We start from the raw sequence: 16,918 nt of genomic DNA on the forward strand, positions 1-16,918 counted from the left end.
CGTGGCGTTCCCCCTGTCGGATCCGCCGGCGAAGTGTGCCGCGAATTTATGACAGGGGGATGTGACACACCCGACGACTCAGGAAGGTTTTTGCTTGGTTCCGAAAATCTTGTCGCCGGCATCGCCCAGGCCGGGGAGGATGTAACCCAACTCGTTGAGATGGTCGTCGATCGAGGCGACGTAGATCTCGATATCCGGATGCGCAGCCTCGATGCGCTTGAGGCCTTCGGGGGCGGCCACCAGGAACAGGCCCTTGATCTTCTTTGCGCCGGCCGCCTTGAGCATGTCGACGGTCGCGACCAGGGTGCCGGCGGTGGCGAGCATGGGGTCGACGATGATCGCCGTGCGCTCGTCCATGCCGCCACTGAGCTTTTCGTAGTACGTGACCGGCTCGAGCGTCTCTTCGTCACGTTGCAGGCCGACGACGCTGACTTTCGCCGCGGGGATCATCTCCAGCACGCCGCTGAGCATGCCCAGGCCGGCACGCAGAATCGGCACGATGGTGACCTTCTTGCCCTTGATGTGCGTGACCTCGACCGGGCCGGCCCAGCCGTCGATCATCTTGCACTCGGTTTCCATGTCGGCCGTGGCTTCGTAGGTGAGCAGGGCGGCGACTTCCGACGCGAGTTCGCGGAACTCCTTCGTGCTGATCCCGGCGCGGCGCATCAGGCCGAGCTTGTGCTGGATGAGGGGGTGACGGACTTCGACGATTTTCATGGGCAGGCGGTCGATGGCAGGAATGCCGCGATTGTCGCATTGCGCGGCTGGTGTAGGAGCCGATTCATCGGCGATAGGGTGCTAGCGACACCCGTGCCCGCTGCCGCGGGATCGCCGATGAATCGGCTCCTACAACCACTGGCACAGCCAGCCCCCTAGGTTTCTAGGGGCCGCTCAGCCCTTCAGGCACGTACTCATGAAGGTCTTGCGCTCGTCGCCTTTGAGGCTCTTGGCCGAGGCGTCCTTGTTGCAGGAGGTCATCTTCTGCTGCTGGGTCTGTTTGGCGGGCGCGGCCGCCGGCGTTTCGCCCTTGAGGCAGCTGCTCATGAAGGTCTTGCGTTCGTCGCCCTTCTTGCCGGTTGCCTGCGTATTGCATGTCGACATGCGCTGCTGCTGCGGCGTCAGCTCTTTCTTGGCCGCCGCCTGGGGGGCAGCCATCGCACTGGCGGAAAAGACGAGCAGGGAAGCAACGGCGAGGACACGAAGCTGCATACACATGGCAAACCCCTACGTGACGCCGGGCGAATCCGGCGTCGCTGAGCTTACCGCTGTCTGTGGGAGCCGGCTATGCCGGCGATGTCGGCGATGGGGTTTTCTACTTCACCGCTTTGTTGGCTTTTCGCCGCTGAAGCGGCTCCCACATGTACTCATTCGCCGATGAATCGGCTCCTACCTTAGTGTTCGCTCAGGCGGCCTTGTTCGACGAGGCCGAGCGGCGCGGGCCTTCCTTCAGCGCGTGGCGGATTTCCTCGATGATCAGGTCCACCTCGGCGCTGGTCACCCGGAAGTGCGGGGTGAAGCGCAGCGAGTTGGCGCCACCGTGGATCACGCCCACGCCGCGCTCGCGCATGTATTCCTCGGTCGAGCCTTCGCCGTAGCACTTGTAGTCGGTGGCCAGCTCGCAGGAGAACAGCAGGCCGGTGCCCTGGACCTTGGTGATCATGCCGCCGAGTTCGTTCTTCAGGCCTTCCAGCTTCTGCAGGAATTCCTGGCCCTTGTCGCGGATGTTGGCGCGAACCTCGTCGGTCAGTTCGGCCAGCGTGGCGACGGCGACGTCGAGGGCGCGCGGGTTCGCGGTCATCGTGTTGCCGTAGATACCCTTGCGGTAGAGGCCGGCGACACGGTCGGTCACGGCGAGCACGGAGAGCGGATACTGACCGGCATTGAGCGCCTTGGAGAAGGTCTCCATGTCCGGCGCGTCCAGCGATTCGAAGCCCGGGTAGTCGATGATGGACAGCACGCCGTGCGCACGCAGGCCGGCCTGGATCGAATCGACCAGGAGCAGGGTGCCGTGTTCGCGCGTGAGTTCGCGTGCGGCGGCRTAGAACTCCGGCGTGAGCGCGCGGCCCGGATCGCCTTCGCCCATGACCGGCTCGAGGAACATCGCTTCGATGAACCAGCCCTGGCGGTCGGCTTCGGCGAACGCTGCCTTCAGCGAGGCCACGTTGTACGGCTCGACGGTGATCAGCGTGTCTTCGTTGCGGAAGCTGGCCAGGTGCTGCTGATAGTTGCGGCGCGAGGAATCGGAGTAGATCGCCGGACGCTCGGTGCGGCCGTGGAAGGCGCCCTTCACGGCGAGGCGCTTGATGGTGCGGCCGGCGTGACGTGCACCCGGGTCGGTCATCACGCGTGCATTGACGTCTGCGATGCGGCCGGCGAGCGTCACCGATTCCGAGCCCGAGTTCAGGCAGAGGAAATGCGTGTAGGGGCTGCCGCCACGCTGGCGACCGAGCTCTTTGTTCAGCGCTTCGCACAGGCGCAGCTGCGAGACGTTCGCCGTCATGACGTTGGCCATGACCTGCGGGCGCGCCATCGCATCGAGGATGTGCTGCGGGTTGTGGCCGAAGCCGAGCATGCCGTAGCCGCCGTTGTCGTGAATCACGGCGCCCTTGAGCGTCACCACCCAGGGGCCGCGCGCGGCGGCGGGCACGTACGGGTTGACGCCGTCGTCGGGGTAGAAGTTCACCAGGCCGCACTGCAGATGGTTGATCTGCTCGGCCTCGTCCATGCGCAGGAAGTCACCCATGTTGGCGCGCAGCGCCTGGTGGTAGGCAGCCGCCTCTTCGATGGCCTGGACCAGGGAGGGATCGATACCGGCAAAACGCTCGACCGTGGCGTCTGCCAGGCCTTGCGTGCGCGGCGTACCGCCAAAGTCGCGCATATCGCGCAGAAGACCGATGACGTTCATAACCCACTCCTCAACTTCTCGTGACGCGGCACTGTTCGGTCCGATCCCTTAAGACGCCGCTAAGTGTCTATATGTAAAGGGATTATTCCCCCAGCATATCACGCGCATTTTGGCCGCGTAACCCCCGGGTGACGCTTGTCACATCCGCACAATGACGCAAGCGACTGCCGCCAAGGGGTTGCGAAGGAATATGTTGCGTCGCAAGGGAGGACACCATGATCAACGACACCTGCATTGCACGTCTCGAACAGGTCGGCAAGCGCTACGGCGCCATCGTCGCACTGGACGGTATCGACCTGGAAATCCACCGGGGCGAACTGCTCGCCCTGTTGGGCCCCAACGGCGCCGGCAAGAGCACCAGTATCGGCCTGCTGCTTGGCCTGCATCGGGCGGACAGCGGCAAAGTCAGCCTGTTCGGCCGCGATCCTCAGGACATCGAGGCGCGTCGGCGCATCGGGGTGATGCTGCAGTCGGCCGCCTTGCCGCCGACCCTGAAGGTGGGTGAGCTGATCCGTCTCACGGCCAGCTATTACCCGGCGCCGAGGTCGGTCGCCGAGTGTGCCGACCTCGCCGGCGTCGCCGATCTGCTCGGCCGCCGCTACGCCGATCTCTCCGGTGGCCAGCAGCGCCGCGTGCAGTTCGCCATGGCCCTGGCGGGGCGTCCGGAAATCCTCTTCCTCGACGAACCCACGGTCGGCATGGACATCGTCGCCCGGCAGGCCCTGTGGGCGGCGATCCGCAAGGCCGTGGCCGGCGGATGCGCCGTGGTTCTCACCACACACTACCTCGAAGAGGCCGAAGCGCTGGCCGACCGCGTCTGCGTGATCGCCAAGGGGCGAGTCGTATTCGAAGGCACGGTCGATGCCCTGCGTGCCCACGTCGCCGTGCGTCGCATCCGCTGCATCACCACGATCACCGCTGAAGCCATCGCCGCGTGGCCAGAGGTCATTTCAGCCGAACTGGTGCAGGGTCGCCTGACGATCGCCACGGCGGACGCCGAAACCGTCGTCCGTCGCCTGCTCGATAACGACGCCACCCTCAGTGAGCTCGAAGTGCAGCGCGCCGGCCTGGCCGAGGCGTTTACCGAGATCACCCGCGACACCGATTCGACCGCGCTTTCCCAGGAGGCTGCATGAACACCATCGACAGCATCGCCACGCCGGTGATGACCACGGGGCGCCTCATCAACGCCTATGTGCAGGAGGCAAAGTCGGAGTGCCTGCGTTACCTGCGCAACCCGGGCTTCCTGCTGCCGACCCTGYTGTTTCCGTCGGTGTTCTACCTCATGTTCGGTATCTTCCTGGCGCACTCGAACAGCGCCGACGCGCCGCGTTACCTGCTGGCGTCGTACGGCAGCTTCGGTGTGATGGCGCCGGGCCTGTTCGGCTTCGGTGTCTCGCTGGCGCTCGAACGGGACACCGGCCTGCTTACGCTCAAACGCGCCATGCCGATGCCGCCGGGCGCGTATCTCATCGGCAAGATGTGCATGGCCATGCTGGTTGCCGCGGTCATTTCGATCATCCTGCTGTGCATGGCCGTGTTCCTGGCCGGCGTGTCTTTGCCGGCGTCCCGGCTCGGCATGTTCTTCGTCCTCGAGATACTCGGCGTGCTGCCTTTCTGTGCCCTCGGCCTGCTTATCGGCACGCTGGTCAAGGGGCAGGGTGCCCCCGGCGTGGTCAACCTGATCTATCTGCCGATGGCCTTCCTGTCGGGCCTGTGGTTTCCGTTGTCCGTGATGCCGTCCTTCATCCAGTCGATCGCGCCGGTCTGGCCGGCGTACCACCTGGACCAGATCGCCTTGTCCGTCGTCGGTCTCGGCCAGGGAAGCGTGCTGGTTCATGTGCTCGTGCTGGTCGGCTTCACGGCCGCCTTCCTGCTTATCGCCGCACGCCGCCTGCGCCGCTACGGTTGAAGTAGCATGAACGCACGCCTTTCTTCGGATATCCGCATGGCTCGCACCTGGCTTCAGCCGACACCGGATTCGCTATGGAGCCGCTTTGAAGGAAAGCCGCGGCTCCGTGTGGCGAGCCTGTTCCACCTGGTGTGGACGGTCTATGTCTTCGGCGACCTGGTCTTCGCCGACACGCTGAAGCCGCATTGGTGGCTGGCGACGCTGATCGCCTTTCCGCTCTTCCTGGCGCTCTACGCACTCAGCTACATCCGGCCCGTGCGCGAGGCATCGTGGTTCGCCGTCGTCGTCGTCGTGCTGGCCTGCGGCTTGATGGGGATCAATGCGAGCGGTGGCGGCTGCCTGATGATCTATGCCTGCGCGATGATGGGATTCGAGGGCTCCGCGAAGCGATCGTACGCCGGCATGGCCTTCGTCATCGGCACATTCGCCCTGGCCGGCACCTTCATCTACGACTGGCCGTTGAGCATCCTGGCGACGATCAGCTTCATCGCCGTGTCCGTGGGTTCGATCAATGTGATCTACCGCGTGAATGCGCAGCGCGATGCGGAGCTGAAACTTTCCCACGACGAGGTGCGCCGGCTCGCTGCGATGGCCGAGCGTGAACGTATCGGCCGCGACCTCCATGACCTGCTCGGCCACACGCTGTCGCTGATCACGTTGAAGCTCGAGCTTTCGCGTCGCCTGATCGATCGCGACGCCGATGCCGCACGCCGTGAAATGGAAGAAGCCGAAGCCGTCGCTCGCCATGCCCTTGCCGAAGTGCGATCCGCCGTCACTGGCATCCGCGCCACCGGTCTGGCCGGCGAGCTTGCTTCGGCGCGTTTGCTACTCAATGCGTCGATGGTGAAGTTCGACTACGTGAGCGACCTGCCCGAGCTGCCCGAGCGCATGGAAGCCGGCCTTGCGCTCATCCTGCGTGAGGCGGTGACCAACATTCATCGCCATGCGCGGGCGTCCTTCGCCGAAGCCCGCGTCGAGGTCAAAGGCGCCGAGCTGACCCTGTGCATCGCCGACAACGGCACCGGCGGTGTCAGCGGCGAGGGCAACGGCATCTGCGGCATGCGCGAACGTGTACGTGCCTTGGGTGGCACGCTGGCGTTTGAATCGGAGCGCGGCAAGGGCACACGTGTACGCATCGTCGTACCGCTGACCGCTGCCGATCGGCGCCTCGCACCCACCACGGCGCCGGACGCGCTTGGCCTCGAGCCGCGGCCGATCTCGTGATGCGGCTGCCGTCCGCCACCCCGGATTCGTTGCTCGGCAGCCTGCGCTCGCCGACGTACCTGCGTTGGCAGGCCGGCTTGCAGGTGTTCTGGTTGATCGCGTTGATACAGGGGCCCCTCGCGCTGCGCGGTTTCGCCTGGGAGTGGTTCGCGCCGACTCTGCTCTCGATCGTCGTCTACCTGGTCAGCTACCTGGGCGTGTACATCGCGCCGCTGCGGCGCCTGCCGTTCCATGCGGCATGCATCATCGTGATGGGTTTCATCCTCTGGCCGGTCAATCCGCTGTCACTGGGTTACGTGATCATCGGCGTGACCCTGCTCGCGTATGCGTCCACACCGCGCTATTGGCTCATGGGCGTGGGGCTCGCCACCCTGGCCACGTTCGTCTGGGTGCTGGCCTTCCACGTGCCGATGATCCATCTGGCCATCGTCTTCGGCGCCGGCCTCGCTGCCGGCTTCAGTAACTATCTTTATGTGCGTGGCGCGCGCCGCGATGCGGAGTTGCGGCTCTCGCAAGGTGAAGTGCGCCGGCTGGCGACGCTGGCCGAGCGCGAACGCATCGGTCGCGATCTTCACGATCTGCTCGGCCACACCCTGTCCTTGATCACGCTGAAGTCCGAACTCGCCAAGCGTCTCGCGCTGGTGGATGCCGCGCGCGCCCAGCAGGAAATGGAAGAAGTCGAACGCGTCGCCCGCCATACGCTGGCCGAGGTGCGCAGTGCCGTGACCGGCATGCGTGCAGGCGATCTCGGCAGCGAACTGGTCTCCGCGCGCGTCATGCTCGAAGCCTCGGGTATCGCGCTGGACGTTGTCATGCCCGAGCGGCTTGCCTTGCCCGAGCCCACGGAAGCCGCGCTTTCGCTGGTGCTGCGCGAAGCGATCACCAACATCCACCGACACTCGCGCGCTACGGAAGCCCGCGTGGTCATCACCCGTAACGGACAGGATTTTTCGATGCGCATCACGGACAACGGTTGTGGCGGACTCGCCGCGCACGGCAATGGGGTTTCCGGCATGCGCGAGCGTGTGCGGCAGGTGGGTGGCCGCCTGGCCATCGAGTCGCCGGCGAAGCAGGGCACGGTGCTGGACATCGGTGTGGCGCTGCCGCCAGCGCTGCAAGGGAGCCCGGCATGATCCGCGTCTTTCTCGCCGAGGACCAGGCGATGGTCCGGGGTGCGCTGTCGGCCTTGTTGAGCCTGGAATCCGACATCGAAGTGCTTGGCTCCGCCGCGGATGGCGAGAKCGCGTGGCGCGAGCTGCAGCGGCTCAAGCCGGATGTACTGGTCACCGACATCGAGATGCCAGGCCTCACCGGCTTGGAAATCGCCCAGCGCATCCATCGGCACGAGCTGCCGATGAAGGTGATCATCGTGACGACGTTCGCCCGGCCGGGCTTTCTTCGTCGCGCGCTGGATGCGGGCGTGAGCGGATATCTGCTCAAGGACGCGCCGGCCGAGAATCTCGCCGAGGCGCTGCGCATGGTCCACCGGGGTGGTCGCGCCATCGACCCGCAGCTGGCGCTCGAAGCCTGGTCGGAAGCCGATCCGCTCAACGATCGTGAGCGGCAGGTGCTGCGTCTTGCCGGGGAGGGGCAGTCGGCCAGCGATATCGGCACGCAACTGAATCTCTCGCATGGCACGGTGCGCAATTACCTGTCCGAAGCCATTGGCAAGCTCGGTGCGGCGAACCGCATCGAGGCCTACCGCCTGGCCCGCCAGAAAGGCTGGCTGTGACCGCTACAATGCGCCGGTAGCGAACCGCTTTCGACGCATGCAGGGGAACGCCATCAGGATGGCCCACGGGCTGTGGATTCTTTTGATCGTCGCGATCGCGGCGATGCTCGTCGCCGCCTGTGCCCCTGCACCCGCGCCGTTGAGCCACGACGCCTATGTCTGGCAGCGAACATGGACACCGGCATTGCGCGCGTCCGTGGCCAGCTCCGCGGATCTCGTGCGCGACTGGCGCGTCCTCGTCGCACAAGCCGATCGGGACGGGCAGTTTCATGTCTTTGCCCCGGATGCGCAGGCACTGGTTCGCAGTGGCCGGCCTGTCGTGTTGGTCGTTCGAATAGACGGGCGGCTCGCGGCTTTCGATGCACAGGCGCTGGCCGCGCGCATCGCGACACTCGCCAGCGGATGGCCCGCCGGCCGGGTCGCCGGCATCGAGATCGATTACGACTGTCCCACGGCGCGCCTGCCCGCGTATGCGGCCTTCCTGGCGACGTTGCGCCCCCGGCTGGGAGCGCTCCCGCTCTCGATCACGGCCTTGCCGACCTGGATCGGTTCGCCCGATCTCGATGCGCTGCTGGCGCTGCCGGACGAGTCCGTCCTGCAGGTCCATGCGGTGCAGGCGCCACAGGCGGGCCTGTTCGATCCGGTCGTGGCCGATCGCTGGGTGGACGAGTTTGCGACACACACGCGCAAGCCCTTCCGCGTCGCGTTGCCGACGTACGGGTCCCGTGTGAGCTGGAACGACGACGGGATTCTGCTTGCCGTCGAAAGCGAGCAAGCTGCGCTCGCCGCTGGCGCCACCTCGGCTGAGCTGTATGCGGCACCCGATACGCTGCTCGCCTTCGTGCAACACCTGGCCAACGACCGGCCTCGCGGTCTTGTCGGGGTGGTGTGGTTTCGTCTGCCGACCGCGGACGACGCGCGCGCGTGGAGCCTCGCCACCTGGCGCGGCGTCGTGGCGGGTCACCTCGATAGTCGCCCCCTGATGGTGACCTTGCAGCCGGGTTCGTCAGCCGACGCTCCCTTCGATGTGATGGTCGACAACGCCAGCGAGTTCGATGCGGCCCCGCCGGCGCGCGTTGCCTTGCCCGCATCGTGCGATGTGGCCGATGGCATCGACGGATACCGTCTGCAGCGCCGCGATGCATCCCTCCAACTCATCGCCGCGAATGCGCGCCCGATGCCTGCCCATACACGCCGATCGATCGGCTGGGCTCGCTGCAAGGCGGGCACGCCACTTACCCTGTTACCGATACCCGCACAAGGAACGCCCGTTTCATGATGAAGCAGAAGACGCTCGCGATCGGTTTCGCGGTCGCCGTAGTCGGCGCCGTGGCCTGGGCCTGTGGCCCGGATTTCCCGACGCAGATGCTGGACGATCGTGCGGCCACGCTGAAGGCGGTGCCACAAAACACCTTCGCCTTCGAGGCACAGCACCTCTTGCCTGCAAGCGACGGTCTGGTCGCGGTCGAGACGGGACGCTATGGCGAGGAGTCGAAGACGAAACCCGACCTGACCCCTGAGCAGATCGAGCGGGTCAAGGCGCTGCACGGCTCCGAGACGGGTGCGGAAGCGTTTGAGAAGGGCGGTGACCTTCCGGCGGACGTGCGCTCCTATGTAGCCGGCGCCGTGGACTGGGGTCGTGCGACGCAGGACTGCCCGGATGCACCCGACAGTCCGTACGGCGACACGTTGAGCAAGCCGCCGTGTGCGGTGTTCGATGCCGATGCCCTCGACAAGGCACAGGCTAGCTTCGAACAGGTGCTCGCCTTACCTGCGGACCAGTCGGTTCGCCGAGGCGCCTGGGCCGCCTACATGCTCGGCGAAGTGCACGCCTTGCGGGCCGCGCAGGCGGCAGCCACGCCCGCGTTCGCGACTCATCGTGATGCAGCGGCAAAAGCCTTCCAGCAGGTGCGTGCACGCGTGCTTGCCGGCGCGTCCGACGCGCAGGGACTGGCCGTGGCGAGCTTTGGTGAAGAGGCCCGTCTGAGCTTGTATGCCGACGGTAAACCCTGCGTCTGGGTGGATCTCTACAACGGCGAGGATTGCGCGTCCTCGCTTTCGCCGACGGACCTCAATCACGCCATTGCGCTTTATGCCGCGCAGGCGGGGCATGGCTCGGGCAACGCCGTGCAGTCGTTGGCATCGATTGCCAGCGCCGTGCTGACCAACCCGGTCCAGCTCGATGCGCTGATCGACGGTCCCGTGTCGCAGCGACTGCTGGTCACGTATGCGCTGAGCTGGGTGTCGCCGCAGACCACTGACGGCCAGCCGCAACCGGTGCTGACGGCCCTGGTCGATGCGATCCAGAAGAACGGTGCCGACAAGGTCAGCGCGGCGGATCGACTTGCCTCGCTCGCCTATGAGCTCGGTCGCTACGACGAGGCGGAGAAGCTGGTCGCCAAAGCCGACGGCCCCCTGGCCAGCTGGGTGCGCGCCAAGCTGGCCCTGCGCAAAGGCGACCGCGAAGCCGCTGCGCGCGCGTACGCCGATGCCGCCAAGGCCTTTCCTCGCGTCGACGATCCCAAGGCATCCCTGGAGACGGACAGCGTGCATCGGCTGATGGGCGAACGCGGCGTGCTGGCGCTTGCGCGAGGCGAGTACGTCGAAGCGATGACACACCTGTACGAGGCGTCGATGGCCGTTGGCGACGGCAACGTCTATGACGGTGAGTTGGAAGAGTCGGGCGCCGGTTATGGCAACGATATGAATTACATCGCCGAGCGTGTGCTCACGGTCGACGAGCTGAAGACCTTCGTCGACGCCCGGGCGCCCGCCTCGCCGGCACCCGCGGCAAAGCCGGACAAGGATCACCCTGCCGAGTCGCTGTCGCTCAACGATCGCCTGCGCTGGCTTCTGGCCCGGCGCCTGATGCGCGCCGGTCGCTTCGATGATGCCGAAGCCTATTTCGCACAGGGCGTGGATGCCCGCTTCGGCGACGTCGACCTGCGCGCCAAGGCAAAGGCATACGCCGCCGATGTCCATGACGGCGACCACGCGTGGACCGACATCGGCAAGGCCGAAGCACGCTACGCGGCGGCGAAGATCGCGCGCGACAACGGCATGGAACTATTCGGCTTCGAGCAGGGGCCGGATTATGGCGACAACGGCGGCGGCTACCAGGGCGGCAGCGGACAGAGCGCGGAAACGCTCAAGGGCGACCTGGTCACGGCCGGCGAACACCAGCGCTTCAATGACAGCGCCGCCCAGCCGGACCGTCGTTTCCACTACCGCTACCTCGCCGCCGACCGGGCCGTCTCGGCCGCGGACCTGCTGCCCCCGCGTTCGCAGGCCTTCGCCGCCAGCCTGTGCATGGCCACCCACTGGATGCTCGAAGGCCCGCCGGACTACAACGAAGCCAGCGACGGTGACACCACCAAGCCACTCAATGAACGCCAGCGTCGCGCTCAGGCGTACTACGCCCGCTACGTGAAGCAGGGGCCGTACGTCGAGTGGGCCGACAGCTTCGGCTGGAACTGTGAAGAGCCCGATTTCGCCAGCGCCCGCAAGCTGCAGCGCGCCCAGCAGATAAAGGCGGTAAAGCACGCGATCCGCAAATACCTCCCCGTCGAAATCGCCGTGCTCGTCCTGGCAGTAGCCGGTGTTATTTACCTGCTGATCCGTAGGCGCCGGCGCGCTGTTGCCCGGTAGGAGCCGATTCATCGGCGATCCCGCGGCAGCGGGCAAGGGTGTCGCAAGCACCCGGTTCGCCGATGAATCGGCTCCTACCGAGCCCATCCGGCCGCGATGGGCGATAATGCCCAACCCGCCGCCCGAAACCCCCTCTCGTGAAGAAATCCGACTTCGACTTCGACCTGCCGCCTGACCTCATCGCCCAGGCCCCCCTGGCCCGGCGCTCCGGGAGCCGGCTGCTGGTGGTCGACGTCGGCGCACACACGAAGAAGGACCGGAAGTTCTACGAGCTTCCGGAAATGCTCCAGCCCGGCGATTTGCTGATCTTCAACGACACCCGGGTGCTCCCGGCGCGCCTTTATGGCCGCAAGGACACCGGCGGTGAGGTCGAGATCCTGATCGAGCGGGTCACCGGCCCGCATGAGGCTCGCGCCCAGCTGGGCGTGAGCAAGAAGCCGAAAGAGGGCGGTCGGATCGAGCTGGCCGACGGCAGCATGATCACGGTGCTGGGTCGTGAAGGTGAGTTCTTCCTGCTGCGCTTCGAAAGCGAGGAGCCGCTCGAACGCCTGCTGTCGCGCCTGGGCGAAATGCCCCTGCCGCCCTATATCGAGCGCGGCGCCGAGGAAGCCGATAACGAGCGCTACCAGACCGTCTTCGCCCGCGAGCCCGGCGCCGTCGCCGCGCCGACGGCAGGCCTTCATTTCGACGAAGAATTGCTGGCCAAGCTGCGGGCTCGCGGTGTCGAGATGGGCTACGTCACCTTGCATGTCGGCGCCGGAACCTTCCAGCCGATGCGCGCCGAGGACGTCCGCGACCACGTGATGCATCGCGAATGGCTCAACGTCGGCGCCGGCCTCGTCGAGAAAATCCGCGAGACGCGTGCGGCCGGCGGTCGGGTCATCGCGGTGGGCACCACCGTTGTCCGGGCGCTGGAGAGCGCAACGGTCGAGGGCGTGCTGCGGCCGTTCGCCGGTGAAACGCAGATCTTCATCTTCCCCGGCTACAAGATCACCAGCGTCGACGCCCTGATCACCAACTTCCACCTGCCGCAGTCGACCTTGCTGATGCTGGTCTCGGCCCTGGCCGGCAAGGAAGCGATCCTCGAGTCGTACCGCTACGCCGTGCTGCAGCGTTACCGCTTTTTCTCATACGGTGACGCGATGCTGATCGTGCCGGCGAAGGCCAACTGAGCCTCGCCGCCCCCCTCGTAGCGTGACGCGGCTCACCGATTCTTGCGAAATCTCTCCTAAAGTTCTTACGCTGCCTGCCGAATAGGCTCATTGAAGAGCCGGACGCGGCCACCCGAGAGGGTTCCCGCGTGCCATGAACCAGGATGGTTTGGAGTAGTAGCAAGATGCGGGTTGCAGGGAATGACCGTTGGCGCACAACGGTGTACGGGCTGATTTACCTGTTTGCCAGCGGTGCCAGCGTCACGGTGGCCGCACARCAGACCACGTTGGACAAACAAGAGCAGCTGCGTCGCGCGCAGCAACTCGACCAGAAGGAAACCGAGCGCCAGGAGGCGCCGTTTCAGCCCCCGCCGCCGACCCAGGTCGAGCGGCTGGATGCGCCGTTGCCGAAGGAAGCGCCATGCTTTCCGTTGCAGAGCCTTCGCCTGGAAGGTGAGCGGCTGGCGGATTTCGCCTGGGCGCAACGCTACCTCGGCCGGTTCGTCGGCCAATGTGTCGGCCGTGAGGGGCTGGAAGCCCTGCAGCATCGCCTGTCGAATCTGCTGATTGCGCGTGGCTATGTCACGACGCGGGTCGGCGTGCCAGCGCAGGACATTTCCCAGGGCCATCTGCGCATGCTTCTCGTGCCAGGCATCCTGCGGCATGTCCGGTTTGCCGAGGACTCGCCGGAACTCGACTGGCGTACGGCCTTTCCGATCCATGAAGGCGACCTGCTCAACCTGCATGCGATCGAGCAGGGTCTCGAGCAGCTCAAGCGCGTGCCGTCGCAGGACGTGACCATGGACATCGCCCCGGGCGAGCAGGTCGGTGAATCCGACGTGGTGCTCACGGTGCACACGACGCGCCGCTGGCATGTCGTGGTCGACACGGGCGACGCCGGGCTCAAGGGTACGGGTCGTTATCAGGGCAACCTGAATTTTTCGCTCGACAATCCGCTCGGCTGGAACGACCTGTTCTCGATCGGTGCGGGGCACGCGCTGTTCACCCATCCTTATGGCGGCAGCACCTTCAGCGAGAATGCCACGTACAGCGTTCCACTGGGCTGGTGGACCTTCAGCGGATCGGTGTCGACATACCGCTACCAGCAATGGATCGAAGGCTTCGACAACCGGTTCCGTTCGACCGGCAGTTCCACCTCGAGCGACATCACCGTGCAGCGTCTGCTGACCCGCGGCACCTCGAGCAAGACCTCGGTCGAAATGCGCCTCGCCGCACGCAGCGCGCACAGCTATATCCAGGGCGTCGAAGTCGGCATCCAGCGGCAGCGTGTGGCGAGTGCCGAGCTCGCGCTGGTGCATCGCCATTACATCGGCCAGGCGCAGATCGATGCGCGCCTCGGCTATCAGCGGGGCACGCCGTGGTTCGGCAGTCAGTGGATCGGTTACGACCCGCAGGTCGGCTATCCGACCAACCGTTACGGCCTGACCACGCTCGACCTCTCGTTGAGCAAGCCGTTGGCGTTGGGCAGCCTCCAGGCGATCTGGGACAGCAGCCTGCGCGTGCAGCGCTCCACCGATCATCTGCCCGCCGCCGAGCTCATCACCATCGGCGGGCGCTACTCGGTGCGTGGCTTCGACGGCGAGCAGACGCTGGCCGGCGAACGCGGCGCCTATCTGCGCAACACGCTTACGCTGCCGCTCGGCATGGTCGCGCCCTACCTGGGTGCGGATATCGGTCGCGTGGCCGGTCCGTCGACGCAGGCGGGTCATCGCCAGCTTGCCGGCGCGGTCCTCGGACTTCGCGGCAGCTATGGCGGGCTGAGTTGGGACCTCTTCGCGGGACGACGCATCCATGCGCCCCGCGGATTCGATACCGAACAGCCGACGACGGGCTTCCAGCTCATCTATCAGTACTGAAACACGAGTAAGGGCGTCCAGGCGGACGTCCGATACGAGGATAGTCATGAAGACGATCAAGGAAACGATGATGGTGGTGCGCAGCCTGGTGCTGGCAATCACCCTGGCCGCAGTCGGCATCCCGGTGGTGTCGTGGGCCCAGCAGGTGCCCGACGCCGCGGCGGGAGCGAACCGCCCGCGGATGGACTCGGCAGCGAACGGCGTGCCGGTGGTGGATATCGTCGCGCCCAACGCGCGCGGTGTGTCGCACAACAAATACCAGCGATTCGACGTCGACCAGCGTGGCGTCATCCTCAACAACAGCGCCGGCATCGTGCGTACCCAGCTGGGCGGCTACATCGCCGGCAACGACAACCTCAAGGGTGGCGCCGCGTCGCTGATCCTCAACGAGGTGACCTCGGCGCTGCCGAGCAGCCTGCGCGGCTTCATCGAGGTGGGTGGCCAGGCCGCACCGGTGGTGATCGCCAATCCTTACGGCATCACCTGCGACGGCTGCGGCATCATCAACAGCCAGCGCTTCACGCTCACCACCGGCACGCCCGTGTTCGGCGGCAGCGGTAGCCTGGACGCGTTCCATGTCACCGGTGGCAGCGTCACCATCGGTAGTGGTGGCCTCGATGGCTCCGTCGCCGATCGCACCGACATCATCGCTCGCGCGGTGCAGGTGAACGGTCAGCTCTGGGCGAAGGACCTCAACGTCGTCACGGGCAGCAACGATGCCAACTACGCCGACGGCGGCGTGCGCGCCAATGCCGCGGACGCCAATCGTCCGGCCGTCGCGATCGACGTCGCCGCGCTGGGTGGCATGTACGCGCAGAAGATCCGTCTCGTCGGCACCGAAGCCGGCGTGGGCGTCGTCAGCAGTGGTGTGATCGCCGCGCAGGCGGGAGACCTCGAGCTGACCAGCGCGGGTGAAGTGCGCCTCGGCGGCACCACCGTGGCCTCCAACAACGTATCCCTCGCGACACCAGGAAGCTTCAGCAATACTGGCCAGCTATACGCCGGGCAGTCCTTCGACCTGCGCTCGGGCACGCTGCATAACGACGGCACGATCTACAGCCTCGGCGGTAACGGAAATATCGTCACGGCAGGCCTGTTCGAAACGACGGCGGCGAGCGCGCTCCACGCGGGGAATGGCCTCACGCTCGATGCCGGTGCGGTCAACAGCAGTGGCATTGTGGATGCGGCGGGCGCACTGGCTATCGCCAGCCGCGGCGACGCGAATCTCGCCGGCGCCGTGCAGGGCGGTGGCGATGTCGCCGTGCGCGCGGCCAACCAGCTCAGCAATGCGGCGGTCGTGCTCTCGGGCGGTCGACTCGATCTTCAGGCGGCACGCCTTGCCAACGCGTCGGGCGGTGTCGCCTTCGCCGGCGTCGATCTGTCGGTGGCGACCGCAGGTGACCTCACCAACGACGGCAGCCTTGTCGCCACCCGAAATCTCACCGTCAACGCGGCGGGCATCGTCAGTCATGGCGAGCTGGGTACGCAGCAGGGGGATGCTTCGATCACCAGCACGGCCGACGCGCTATTGGCCGGTAACTCGGTGGTCGCGGGCACGTTGACCGTGCGTGCGCAGGGCGCACTGCGGCAGCAAGGCCAGCTCACCGTCACCGGCTTGAATGCAGTTGCGCAATCGCTCGATAACAGCGGCGAACTCTACGCACGTGGTGATGCGCAGCTTCATGCGCTGGGCGGTCTATCCAATACCGGCTCGCTACACGGTGACGGCAGCCTTGCGGTGAGCGCCGACGGCGCGCTCGTCAACAGCGGTAGCGTGCACACCGAGAAGGCGCTGACGCTCAAGGGCTTCAGCATCAGCCAGACGCAGAACGCTCAGGTCAATGCCACTGGTGCTTTGAAACTTGTCAGTGCCGGTGCGCTCGACAACCAGGGAACCATCATCGGCGGCCAGGGGCTTGACGTGCGCGCGGGTAGCCTGCGCAGCGGTGGCCAGTTGGGAACGACGTCGGGCGATGTGTCCTTGGTGACGACCACGGGCGATCTCACCCTCGCAGGTACGACCGTTTCGGCGGGTCGCCTTTCCGCGACGGCGGCGGCCGCGTTGGTCCAGTCCGGTTCCATGAATGCGGCTTCGGCTTCGCTGGCTTCCACAGGCGACCTGACGATCTCCGGCGATACGTCAGCCACCGGCGCGCTGGCACTCGACGCAGGCCATGATCTGCACAACACCGGTAGCGTCCGTGCGGGTGGTGCCATCGACGTGCACGCGGCCGGCGACCTCGACAATGGCGGCAGTATCGCAGCGGAAGGTGGCGGTGCTGTTCGTGTCGATGGCGCGCTAGTGCAGACCAGTGATGGCAAGTTGCAGAGCAACGGTGACCTGTCGGTCACGGCAGGTCGTGTCGATAATGCCGGTACGCTCGCCAGCACGAAGAATCTCGCGTTGAAGGCCCAGGGTGACCTGGCGTTGTCTGGCACGACCCAGGCGGGCGGCGCCCTGACCATCGA

The 16,918-nt window shown here is 66.0% G+C and carries 13 protein-coding genes; 10 read left to right on the plus strand and 3 right to left on the minus strand.

All coding sequences use genetic code 11. From position 1 onward, the window contains the following. Nucleotides 1-78: 78 nt before the first annotated feature. The 3 genes from upp to AC1DYM_RS07190 form a co-directional block, all read right to left on the minus strand. Nucleotides 79-717 carry a uracil phosphoribosyltransferase gene (gene upp, locus AC1DYM_RS07180; protein ID WP_046977640.1) on the minus strand — a complete coding sequence of 213 codons (639 nt, stop codon included), beginning with the start codon at nucleotides 715-717 and terminating at the stop codon, nucleotides 79-81. 174 nt (nucleotides 718-891) lie between these two features. Next, the gene (locus AC1DYM_RS07185; protein WP_477337287.1) at nucleotides 892-1,215 is read right to left on the minus strand and encodes a PsiF family protein; all 324 of its coding nucleotides are present in this window, start codon (nucleotides 1,213-1,215) and stop codon (nucleotides 892-894) included. 187 nt (nucleotides 1,216-1,402) lie between these two features. Further along, the gene (locus tag AC1DYM_RS07190) at nucleotides 1,403-2,905 is read right to left on the minus strand and encodes an aminotransferase class III-fold pyridoxal phosphate-dependent enzyme (RefSeq protein WP_477337288.1); all 1,503 of its coding nucleotides are present in this window, start codon (nucleotides 2,903-2,905) and stop codon (nucleotides 1,403-1,405) included. A gap of 215 nt (nucleotides 2,906-3,120) precedes the next feature. Here AC1DYM_RS07190 and AC1DYM_RS07195 point away from each other — a divergent pair, with 215 nt between their 5' ends. The 10 genes from AC1DYM_RS07195 to AC1DYM_RS07240 form a co-directional block, all read left to right on the plus strand. After that, nucleotides 3,121-4,041: an ABC transporter ATP-binding protein gene (locus AC1DYM_RS07195; RefSeq protein WP_477337289.1), complete on the plus strand. Its 921-nt coding sequence runs from the start codon at nucleotides 3,121-3,123 to the stop codon at nucleotides 4,039-4,041. Then, nucleotides 4,038-4,817 (plus strand): ABC transporter permease, encoded by a 780-nt coding sequence (locus tag AC1DYM_RS07200; protein ID WP_477337290.1) that lies wholly within the window; start codon nucleotides 4,038-4,040, stop codon nucleotides 4,815-4,817. Before AC1DYM_RS07195 ends, AC1DYM_RS07200 begins: the two co-directional genes overlap by 4 nt. Nucleotides 4,818-4,823: 6 nt before the next feature. Continuing rightward, entirely contained in the window at nucleotides 4,824-6,041 is a 1,218-nt protein-coding gene (locus AC1DYM_RS07205; protein WP_477337291.1) for a sensor histidine kinase, read from the plus strand. Next, nucleotides 6,041-7,174 (plus strand): sensor histidine kinase, encoded by a 1,134-nt coding sequence (locus tag AC1DYM_RS07210; protein WP_477337292.1) that lies wholly within the window; start codon nucleotides 6,041-6,043, stop codon nucleotides 7,172-7,174. The genes AC1DYM_RS07205 and AC1DYM_RS07210 overlap by 1 nt, the downstream gene beginning before the upstream one ends. Further along, nucleotides 7,171-7,773: a response regulator transcription factor gene (locus AC1DYM_RS07215; RefSeq protein ID WP_477337293.1), complete on the plus strand. Its 603-nt coding sequence runs from the start codon at nucleotides 7,171-7,173 to the stop codon at nucleotides 7,771-7,773. Before AC1DYM_RS07210 ends, AC1DYM_RS07215 begins: the two co-directional genes overlap by 4 nt. 58 nt (nucleotides 7,774-7,831) lie before the next feature. Next, nucleotides 7,832-9,052 carry a DUF3142 domain-containing protein gene (locus AC1DYM_RS07220; protein WP_477337294.1) on the plus strand — a complete coding sequence of 407 codons (1,221 nt, stop codon included), beginning with the start codon at nucleotides 7,832-7,834 and terminating at the stop codon, nucleotides 9,050-9,052. Further along, complete coding sequence (locus AC1DYM_RS07225; RefSeq protein ID WP_477337295.1) at nucleotides 9,049-11,421, plus strand: hypothetical protein; 2,373 nt, start codon at nucleotides 9,049-9,051, stop codon at nucleotides 11,419-11,421. The genes AC1DYM_RS07220 and AC1DYM_RS07225 overlap by 4 nt, the downstream gene beginning before the upstream one ends. 137 nt (nucleotides 11,422-11,558) lie before the next feature. Continuing rightward, nucleotides 11,559-12,593: a tRNA preQ1(34) S-adenosylmethionine ribosyltransferase-isomerase QueA gene (gene queA, locus AC1DYM_RS07230; protein WP_477337296.1), complete on the plus strand. Its 1,035-nt coding sequence runs from the start codon at nucleotides 11,559-11,561 to the stop codon at nucleotides 12,591-12,593. A gap of 200 nt (nucleotides 12,594-12,793) precedes the next feature. Then, nucleotides 12,794-14,449 carry a ShlB/FhaC/HecB family hemolysin secretion/activation protein gene (locus AC1DYM_RS07235; RefSeq protein WP_477337297.1) on the plus strand — a complete coding sequence of 552 codons (1,656 nt, stop codon included), beginning with the start codon at nucleotides 12,794-12,796 and terminating at the stop codon, nucleotides 14,447-14,449. Nucleotides 14,450-14,495: 46 nt separating this feature from the next. Then, nucleotides 14,496-16,918, plus strand: a 2,423-nt coding sequence (locus AC1DYM_RS07240; protein ID WP_477337298.1) for a two-partner secretion domain-containing protein, incomplete at its 3' end; no start/stop codon positions are given.

Source organism: Luteibacter sp. P1_D3 (genome assembly GCF_056406135.1).

Bases quoted from the DNA above. Each gene is read 5' to 3' on its own strand.
- upp (WP_046977640.1), bottom strand. From the start codon at position 717: ATGAAAATCGTCGAAGTCCGTCACCCCCTCATCCAGCACAAGCTCGGC.
- AC1DYM_RS07185 (WP_477337287.1), bottom strand. From the start codon at position 1,215: ATGTGTATGCAGCTTCGTGTCCTCGCCGTTGCTTCCCTGCTCGTCTTT.
- AC1DYM_RS07195 (WP_477337289.1), top strand. From the start codon at position 3,121: ATGATCAACGACACCTGCATTGCACGTCTCGAACAGGTCGGCAAGCGC.
- AC1DYM_RS07205 (WP_477337291.1), top strand. From the start codon at position 4,824: ATGAACGCACGCCTTTCTTCGGATATCCGCATGGCTCGCACCTGGCTT.
- AC1DYM_RS07210 (WP_477337292.1), top strand. From the start codon at position 6,041: ATGCGGCTGCCGTCCGCCACCCCGGATTCGTTGCTCGGCAGCCTGCGC.
- AC1DYM_RS07220 (WP_477337294.1), top strand. From the start codon at position 7,832: ATGGCCCACGGGCTGTGGATTCTTTTGATCGTCGCGATCGCGGCGATG.
- AC1DYM_RS07225 (WP_477337295.1), top strand. From the start codon at position 9,049: ATGATGAAGCAGAAGACGCTCGCGATCGGTTTCGCGGTCGCCGTAGTC.